At 71.3% G+C, this 8,448-nt stretch carries 8 protein-coding genes; 7 read left to right on the top strand and 1 reads right to left on the bottom strand.

Translation table 11 applies throughout. From position 1 onward, the window contains the following. Positions 1-704 (bottom strand): peptidylprolyl isomerase (locus AC1DY2_RS10715; protein ID WP_476762415.1); only part of this gene is annotated, 704 nt, incomplete at its 3' end. Between the two features lie 135 nt (positions 705-839). Here AC1DY2_RS10715 and AC1DY2_RS10710 point away from each other — a divergent pair. The 7 genes from AC1DY2_RS10710 to AC1DY2_RS10680 form a co-directional block, all read left to right on the top strand. After that, positions 840-2,261, top strand: coding sequence for a replication-associated recombination protein A (locus tag AC1DY2_RS10710; RefSeq protein ID WP_476762414.1), 1,422 nt, complete (start codon positions 840-842; stop codon positions 2,259-2,261). A 194-nt stretch (positions 2,262-2,455) separates the two neighbouring features. Further along, complete coding sequence (gene rpsD / locus AC1DY2_RS10705) at positions 2,456-3,079, top strand: 30S ribosomal protein S4 (RefSeq protein WP_159605795.1); 624 nt, start codon at positions 2,456-2,458, stop codon at positions 3,077-3,079. A gap of 88 nt (positions 3,080-3,167) precedes the next feature. Beyond that, positions 3,168-3,419 carry a hypothetical protein gene (locus AC1DY2_RS10700; protein ID WP_309978853.1) on the top strand — a complete coding sequence of 84 codons (252 nt, stop codon included), beginning with the start codon at positions 3,168-3,170 and terminating at the stop codon, positions 3,417-3,419. A 52-nt stretch (positions 3,420-3,471) separates the two neighbouring features. Further along, positions 3,472-6,129, top strand: a complete 2,658-nt coding sequence (gene alaS, locus AC1DY2_RS10695; RefSeq protein WP_476762413.1) for an alanine--tRNA ligase — start codon at positions 3,472-3,474, stop codon at positions 6,127-6,129. Positions 6,130-6,132: 3 nt separating this feature from the next. Further along, positions 6,133-6,609, top strand: coding sequence for a Holliday junction resolvase RuvX (gene ruvX / locus AC1DY2_RS10690; protein ID WP_476762412.1), 477 nt, complete (start codon positions 6,133-6,135; stop codon positions 6,607-6,609). Continuing rightward, positions 6,606-7,979: an endolytic transglycosylase MltG gene (gene mltG / locus AC1DY2_RS10685; protein WP_476762411.1), complete on the top strand. Its 1,374-nt coding sequence runs from the start codon at positions 6,606-6,608 to the stop codon at positions 7,977-7,979. The genes ruvX and mltG overlap by 4 nt, the downstream gene beginning before the upstream one ends. Then, positions 7,972-8,448: shikimate dehydrogenase family protein (locus tag AC1DY2_RS10680; protein ID WP_476762410.1), on the top strand; the 477-nt coding region annotated here is incomplete at its 3' end. The genes mltG and AC1DY2_RS10680, both read left to right, overlap by 8 nt.

Genomic DNA, 8,448 nt, shown 5'->3' with positions numbered 1-8,448 from the left:
GCCTTCAGCTGGTCGAGCCCGCTCGTGACCTGGCCGACGACGGTGTACCCGCCGGCCTCGTCGGGCGTGAGCGTGGTGTCTTCATAGACGATGAAGAACTGGCTGCCCTGGCTGTACCCGTTCTGCTGCTGGCGCGCCATCGCGATGGTGCCGGCGGGATAGACGCCGTCGGCCGGGGCGTTCTCGACGGGACCGTAGCTGTACCCGGGGCCGCCGGTGCCGTCGCCCGCGGGGTCGCCGCACTGCAGCACCCAGATGTTCTCACGCGTCAGGCGGTGGCAGCTGGTGCCGTCGTAGAAGCCCGACTGGATGAGGCTGATCTCGCTGGAGACGGCCTGGGGCGCCGCGGCGCCGTCGAGCTCGACGGCGAGCGGGATGTCGTTGAGGGTGAGGGTGCCCGTCCACGTGCGACCCTCGGCGAGGTCGGCCGAGGGGACGTCGCCCTGGTTCTCGCCGGCCGGGGCGGTCGCCTCGGGGGTCGGGGTCGCCGTGGGCGTCGGCTCGGCGGCCGGTGCCCCCGGTCCGCCGCTGAAGTAGAACAGCTGGGCGGCGGTCGCGAGCGTGAGCACCACGACGAGCGCGATCACGGCGATGACGTTGTCCCTGGTGCGGCGGCGCTGCTTGCGGACGTGCACTTCCTGGCGGGCCTGGTACGTGCGGAGGCGCGCACGTTCCTCACGCGCCTGACGGTCGTTCGATGCCACGCATGCTCCTTCTCGGGACTCCTGCGAGCCGACTCTACGCACCCGCCGCGGTCGGCACCAATCGCGCGTGCGATGCGGTTCGCCGCCCGCCGGGCGCCGCCTTCGCTGTCGGATGCCGCGGCTACGCTTGAGGGCATGGTGGACTCCAGCCCGGGGCTGCGCTCCGGCGCGACGCCGCTCGCCGTGCGCATGCGGCCGACGAGCCTCGACGAGGTGGCGGGGCAGCGTCACCTGCTCACCCCCGGCTCGCCGCTCGTGGCCCTCGCCGGGGACCGCACCGGGGAGTCCGGCTCGGTCTCGGTGATCCTCTGGGGTCCGCCCGGCACGGGCAAGACCACGCTCGCGCAGGCCATCGCCCGCTCGTCGGGGCGCAAGTTCGTCGAGCTCTCCGCGGTCACGGCCGGCGTGCGCGACGTGCGACAGGTCATGGAGGAGGCGCGGGCGAGCCGCGACCTCTACGGCCTCTCCACGGTGCTCTTCCTCGACGAGATCCACCGCTTCACCAAGGCGCAGCAGGACGCGCTGCTGCCCGGCGTCGAGAACGGCTGGGTCATCCTCGTGGCGGCGACGACCGAGAACCCGTCGTTCTCCGTCATCTCGCCGCTGCTGTCACGGTCGCTCCTGCTGACGCTCGAACTGCTCACCGATGACGACCTCGGCGTGCTCGTCGACCGAGCCGTCGCCGATCCGCGTGGCCTCGCGGGCGCCGTCGAGCTCGACCCCGAGGCGCGCGCGGCGATCATCCGGCTGGCCTCGGGCGACGCGCGCCGTGCGCTCACGGCCCTCGAGGCGGCATCCGTCGCGGCGGCGCAGATGACCGCGAGCGCGGGCGATGACGATCCCAATGCCGTCGACGTCACCGACGCGAACGGCGACGTCGACGACCCCGAGGCAGCGGATGCCGCGACGCCGGCCAAGCCGCTGATCACCGCCGACGTCGTGGCTCGCGCCGTCGACCGTGCACTGCTCCGCTACGACCGCAACGGCGACGAGCACTACGACGTCATCAGCGCCTTCATCAAGTCGGTGCGGGGCAGCGACGTCGACGCGGCGCTGCACTACCTCGCGCGCATGATCGAGGCCGGCGAGGATCCCCGGTTCATCGCCCGCCGCATCATCGTGCTCGCCTCGGAGGACATCGGCATGGCCGACCCCACTGCGCTCGGCGTGGCCGTGTCGGCGGCCGACGCCGTGCAGTACATCGGCATGCCCGAGGGGCGGATCCCGCTCGCGCAGGCCGTGGTGCACCTCGCGACCGCGCCGAAGTCGAATGCCGCCTACCTCGGCATCGACCGCGCGATCGCCGACGTGCGCGAGGGTCGCGCCGGGCGCGTCCCCAAGCACCTCCGCGACGCCCACTACCCGGGGGCGAAGCGACTCGGCCACGGCAAGGGCTACGTGTATCCGCACGACGACGCGATCGGCGTCGTGCAGCAGGAGTACCTGCCCGCAGAACTGCGCGGCGCCACCTACTACCAGCCGACCGAGCACGGAAACGAGCGCGAGGTGTCGGCACGGCTGGCGAAGCTGCGCCGCATCGTGCGCGGCGAACGCTGACGTCGGGCCTCCGAGGCCGGGCGTGATAGCATATCCCTCGGCCTGAAGCCAGATTCCCGAGCGCGGCTGCGAGGGAATCACCGGCGAACGGGTGCGATCTGTAGCCGATCCACCCTTGGCGAATCCCTCTGACACAGACTTCCGGCGCACGAACGCGCCGCGAGTTCACTTGAGATTCTTCCGAAAGGACATTCGTGTCGAACCAGTCACGCAGCAAGACCCGCCTCTCCCGCGCGCTCGGCGTCGCCCTCACCCCGAAGGCCGCCAAGTACATGGAGAAGCGCCCCTACGCTCCCGGTGAGCACGGACGCACCAAGCGCAAGCAGGACTCCGACTATGCCGTGCGCCTCCGCGAGAAGCAGCGTCTCCGCGCCCAGTACGGCATCCGCGAGAAGCAGCTCCGCATCGCGTTCAACGAGGCTCGCCGCACCGACGGCCTGACCGGTGAGAACCTGGTCGAGCTGCTCGAGATGCGCCTCGACGCCCTCGTGCTCCGCGCCGGCTTCGCCCGCACCATCGCGCAGGCCCGCCAGTTCGTCGTGCACCGTCACATCCTCGTCGACGGCCAGATCGTCGACCGCCCCTCGTTCCGCGTGAAGCCGGGCCAGACCATCGGCGTCAAGCAGCGCTCCGAGGGCACCGAGCCCTTCCAGGTCGCCGCGGCCGGCGGTCACGTCGACGTGCTCCCCAAGCTCCCCGGCTACCTCGAGGTCGAGCTCGACACGCTCCAGGCCCAGCTCCTGCGTCGCCCCAAGCGCGCCGAGGTGCCCGTGACCTGTGACGTCCAGCTCGTCGTCGAGTACTACGCCGCTCGCTGAGCAGCTTGCATTCGGAACGGGGGTCGCGGGGGTTTCCCGCGGCCCCCGTTCCGTCTCCCGGGGCATCCGACCGCACTAGAATGTCAGGATGCGTGCCGGGCGGGACTCGCGCGGCGAGATCGGTCAGAGGGAGCACTTCGTGAAGAGCATCGTGTGGTTCGCCGTCGGCGTCGCTGCGGGCTTCGTGGCCGCCCACCAGGTCAACCAGACCGCACAGGGCCGGGAGTTCTTCTCGTCGGTCGACGCCAAGGCCAGGGCCTTCGGCAAGGCGATCGCCGAGGGCTACCACGAGCGCGATGCCGAGCTGCGCGCCGCGGGCGACGCGCCCGCCGCGCGCTGATCCCGCTCCTCGACCCAGCGCGGCCGCACGGCCGCTGAACCAGAACGGAACCATGCAGACTGCAGACATCCGCCAGCGCTGGCTGGACTTCTTCGCCGCGCGCGGCCACACGGTCGTGCCCTCGGCGTCGCTCGTGTCCGACGATCCCACGCTGCTCTTCACGGTCGCCGGGATGGTGCCGTTCGTGCCCTACCTCACCGGCCTCGTGCCCTCGCCCTATCCGCGCGCAACGAGCGTGCAGAAGTGCATCCGCACGAACGACATCGAGGAAGTCGGCAAGACGCCCCGCCACGGCACGTTCTTCCAGATGAACGGCAACTTCTCCTTCGGCGACTACTTCAAGGAGGGCGCCATCAGCATGGCGTGGGAGCTGCTCACCACGCCCGAGTCCGAGGGCGGCTACGGCTTCGCCCCCGACGACCTCTGGGTCACCGTCTACAAGGACGACGACGAGGCCATCGAGCTCTGGAAGAAGGTCGCGGGGCTTCCCGAGGAGCGGATCCAGCGCCTCGACAAGGACACGAACTACTGGCACACCGGCCAGCCCGGCCCCGCCGGACCGTGCTCCGAGATCTTCTTCGACCGCGGCCCCGCGTACGGCATCGACGGCGGTCCGGCGACCGACGACGACCGCTACGTCGAGATCTGGAACCTGGTCTTCATGCAGTACCTCATCGACGACGTGAAGTCGAAGACGGACTTCCGAATCGTCCGTGAGCTGCCGAAGAAGAACATCGACACCGGCATGGGCCTCGAGCGCGTCGCCTTCATCAAGCAGGGCGTCGAGAACATGTACGAGATCGACCAGGTCCGTCCGGTGCTCGACCGTGCCGCGGAACTGTCGGGTCGCACGTACGGCGCCGACCACGAGGACGACGTCCGCATGCGGGTCATCGCCGACCACATCCGCTCGTCGCTCATGCTCATGAGCGACGGGGTGAGCCCGTCGAACGAGGGCCGCGGCTACATCCTGCGCCGGCTGCTGCGCCGCAGCATCCGTGCGATGCGACTGCTCGGCGTCGAGGGGCCGACGTTCCGCGAGCTGTTCGCCGCGTCGCGCGACGCGATGAAGGCGGCGTATCCCGAGGTCGCACGCGACTACGCGAAAATCGAGCAGCTCGCGCTCGGCGAGGAGGAGACCTTCCTGCGCACGCTCGCGGCGGGCACCTCTATCCTCGACGTCGCGGTCGCGTCCACGAAGCAGTCGGGGCGGGCGGAGCTCGCCGGCGACACCGCGTTCCTGCTGCACGACACCTACGGGTTCCCGATCGAGCTCACGCTCGAGATGGCCGACGAGGCGGGCCTCGCGGTCGACCGGGTCGCCTTCGACGAGCTCATGACGGCGCAGCGCACCCGGGCGAAGGCCGACGCGAAGTCCAAGAAGAAGGTGCTCGCCGACCTCTCGGTGTACGGCGAGTTCCGCGCCAAGGGCGAGACGATCTTCACCGGGTACGCCGAGCTGACCACGGAGTCCACCGTGCTCGGCCTCCTGGTCGACGGCCGGCCCGTGCCGGTCGCGACCGCAGGGCAGACCGCCGAGGTCATCCTGGGCGAGACGTCCCTCTACGCGGAGTCCGGCGGCCAGGCACCCGACCAGGGCCGCATCGTCGGCGACGGCTACGAGCTCGAGGTCCTCGACGTGCAGAAGCCGGTCAAGGGCCTCATCAGCCACACGGTGAAGGTCACCTCCGGCGAGGTCGGCGTGGGCGCACCCGCGACCACGCTCGTCGACGAGGACTACCGCCGCGGCGCGACGCAGGCGCACTCGGGCACGCACCTCGTGCACGCCGCGCTCCGTCAGGTCCTCGGCCCGAACGCCCACCAGTCCGGCTCCTACAACAAGGCGGGCTACCTGCGCCTCGACTACGGCTGGAACTCGGCGCTGTCGGCCGAGACGCGCAGTGAGATCGAGGAGATCTCCAACAACGCGATCCGTGACAACCTGCAGGTCGTCACCCGTGAGATGCCGCTCGACGAGGCGAAGAGCCTCGGCGCCATGGCACTGTTCGGCGAGAAGTACGGCGACGTCGTGCGCGTCGTCGACATCGGCGGTCCGTGGTCGAGGGAGCTCTGCGCGGGCACCCACGTGTCCACGAGCTCCGAGGTCGGCATGATCAACATCGTCGGCGAGTCGTCGGTCGGCGCCTCGAACCGACGCGTCGAGTCGCTCGTCGGCATGGACGCGTTCCGCCGGTTCGCGGCCGAGCGCGCGCTCGTCTCCGAGCTCACCGCCAACCTGAAGACGCGGCCCGAACAGCTCGTCGACCGCGTCGGCGAGCTCGTCTCGAGCCTCAAGGCAGCCGAGAAGCGCATCGCGCAGTTCGAGGCGAAGGCGCTCGGCGACCGTGTTCCGGCCCTCGCGGCCAACGCCGTGCGCTCGGGAGACGTGCTCGTCGTGGCCGAGCACGTGGGGCAGCTCGGCTCGGGCGACGAGGTGCGGTCGCTCGCGACCGCCGTGCGCGGGAAGCTCGGCGACGCGGCATCCGTGGTCGCGCTCACGGCCGAGGTCGGCGGCAAGCCGGTCGCGATCGTCGCCACCTCTCCCGGCGCCCGCGAGGCGGGCGCGAACGCAGGCGCGCTCGCGAAGGCGATGGCGGCGGTGCTCGGCGGCGGTGGCGGTGGCAAGCCCGACCTCGCGCAGGGCGGCGGCAGCGACGTGTCGGCGATCCCCGCCGCGCTCGACGCCGTGCGACGCGAGCTCGCCCGATAGACCATGCGCCAGGGAGCGAGGCTCGGCATCGACGTCGGGCGGGCACGCATCGGCGTCGCGCGGTGCGACGCGGGYGGCCTGCTGGCGGTACCGGTCGAGACCGTCCAGCGTGCCGCCGACGGCGATGCCGACGTGCGCCGGATCCTCGAGCTGGCCGACGAGTTCGGCGCCATCGAGCTCGTCGTCGGCAATCCGCTGTCGCTCTCGGGCGCGGCGACGGCGTCGACCGAGGATGCGATCGGCTTCGCGGGGCGTCTCGCCGCGGGCGGCGTCCCCGTGCGACTGGTGGATGAGCGGCTCTCGACGGTGAGCGCCCAGCAGGCCCTGCGAGCCACCGGGAAGTCGAGCCGCAGCCAGCGTCCCATCGTCGACCAAGTCGCAGCCGTTATCATTCTGCAACACGCCATCGACGCCGAGCGGGCCTCGGGTTCCGAGCCCGGACGMCTGCTCACGACAGACGAAGGGTCGTCCCCCCTGTGACCCAGTTCCCCTCGGAGCCGCACGGATCCTCGACGGATCGCGCCGCGGTCGACTGGCATGCGCTGCTCGCCGGCGACGTCGACCCGACGCGCTCCCAGCAGGGCTCCGCAGGGGAGCCGTCCTCACCCGAGCACGTCGCGGCCGCGCCCGACCGTCCCATGACCCGTCGGGAAGCGCGCGAGGCCGAGCAGCGCCGCGCCGCCGCGACTGAGGCCGAGGTGCTCGCCCCGGCCAAGCCGTCGCGCGCCGAGCGCCGCGCCGCGGCATCCGACTACGAGGTGCACGACCCCGAGCACACGAGGCGTCGCGGCCCATGGGGATGCCTCCTGGGACTCGTCGTCGTGGCCGCGCTCGTCGCGGGCGCCGTCTTCTTCCTGCAGGGGCCCATCAACGCCCTGATCGAGCGGTTCACCCCCGCTGCCGACTACACGGGCGCCGGAACCGGCGAGGTCGTCTTCATGATCCATGACGGCGAGACCGGCTCCGACATCGCCGAGAACCTCGTCGACGAGGGCGTGACCGCGTCCTACGACGCCTTCTACGACCTGCTCCTCGAGCAGTCGCCCGAGCCCGAGTTCCACCCGGGCGCCTACCAGTTGGCCGAGAAGATGAGCGCGCAGGCGGCGCTGGATGCGCTGACCGACCCCGCCAACAAGCTGGAGAACACCTTCGTCATCCCCGAGGGCACGGCGCTGCCCGACGTCCTCGTCGCGATCGCGGAGGGAACCGGCATCCCGATCGAGGAGCTCCAGGCCGCGGCCGCGGAGCCGCCCGCGAACTACGGGCTGCCCGTGGAAGCCACGAACCTCGAGGGCTTCCTCTTCCCGGCGACGTACACGCTCGATCCCGGCATCGACGCCCATGGCGTGCTGCAGACGCTCGTCGACCGCCAGTTCGAGGCGCTCGACGCCGCCGGCGTGCCCGCCGACCAGCGCTGGAGGACGATCGTGCTCGCCTCGATCGTGCAGCGCGAGGCGGGGTCGAACACCGAGGACTTCCCGAAGGTCGCCCGCGTGTTCCAGAACCGCCTCGACCAGGGCATGAACCTCGAATCGGATGCCACGGTCGCCTACGGCACGGGCAACACGCACACGGTGTGGACGACCGACGCGGAGCGCGCCGACGCCTCCAACCGCTACAACACCTACGCGAACCCCGGATTGCCGATCGGGCCGATCGGCAATCCCGGCGACGTCGCCATCAACGCGGCGATCCACCCGGCCGACGGCACCTGGCTGTTCTTCGTCCCCGTGAACCTCGCCACGGGCGAGACCGTGTTCTCGACGACCGTCGAGGAGCACGAGGCGGCCGTCGCGCAGCTCCAGGAGTGGTGCGCCGCCAGCGAGGAGAACGCGGCCTACTGTGAGTGACCCCGGCCCGGGTGGCGCGCCGCGCGCGGCTCGGCTGGCCGTGCTGGGATCGCCCATCTCGCACTCGAGGAGCCCGGCCCTGCACCGAGCGGCGTACGCCAGGCTCGGCCTGGACTGGGAGTACACCGCCATCGAGATGGACGGCGCCGGGCTGGCCGGTTTCCTCGACACGCGGGATGCCGCGTGGCGCGGGCTGTCGCTCACGATGCCGCTCAAGCAGGACGTGCTGCCGCTGCTCGACGAGCTCGACGAGATCGCACGGCTGACGAACGCGGCGAACACCGTGTTGCTCGCCGATGGGCTCCGACGGGGGTTCAACACGGATGTCGGCGGCATCGTCCGCGCCCTGCGGGACGCCGGGTGCGACCGCGCGGAGCACGGCCTGCTGCTCGGCGGGGGAGCGACCGCGGCGTCGGCCCTCGCCGCCATGGCCGAGCTCGGCGCGCAGTCGGTGGAGGTGCTCCTGCGC

It is taken from the genome of Agromyces sp. P1_H4, assembly GCF_056405255.1.
This window is presented reverse-complemented; position numbering and strand designations above follow the sequence as displayed.